At 49.5% G+C, this 220-nt stretch carries 1 rRNA gene; it reads right to left on the minus strand.

Annotated elements, in window-relative coordinates:
- Positions 1-159 precede the first annotated feature (159 nt).
- Positions 160-220 (minus strand): 16S ribosomal RNA (locus tag H5202_RS24910); the annotation flags it as partial.

A 220-nucleotide genomic window follows, 5' to 3' on the forward strand; every position in this document is an offset into this window, starting at 1 on the left:
GGTCAGAGTGGACTTGAACCACCGACCTCACCCTTATCAGGGGTGCGCTCTAACCAGCTGAGCTACAGACCCAACGTAATTTCTCTTTCTTCTATCAAGTAATCTGTGTGAACACTCACATGCATCTCTGCACTTTAGGTATTGAGTTAGTCGTATAGGTAAGGAGGTGATCCAGCCCCAGGTTCCCCTAGGGCTACCTTGTTACGACTTCACCCCAGTC

The organism is Shewanella sp. SG41-4 (genome assembly GCF_014164505.1).
In the GTDB taxonomy this organism is placed as follows: domain Bacteria; phylum Pseudomonadota; class Gammaproteobacteria; order Enterobacterales; family Shewanellaceae; genus Shewanella.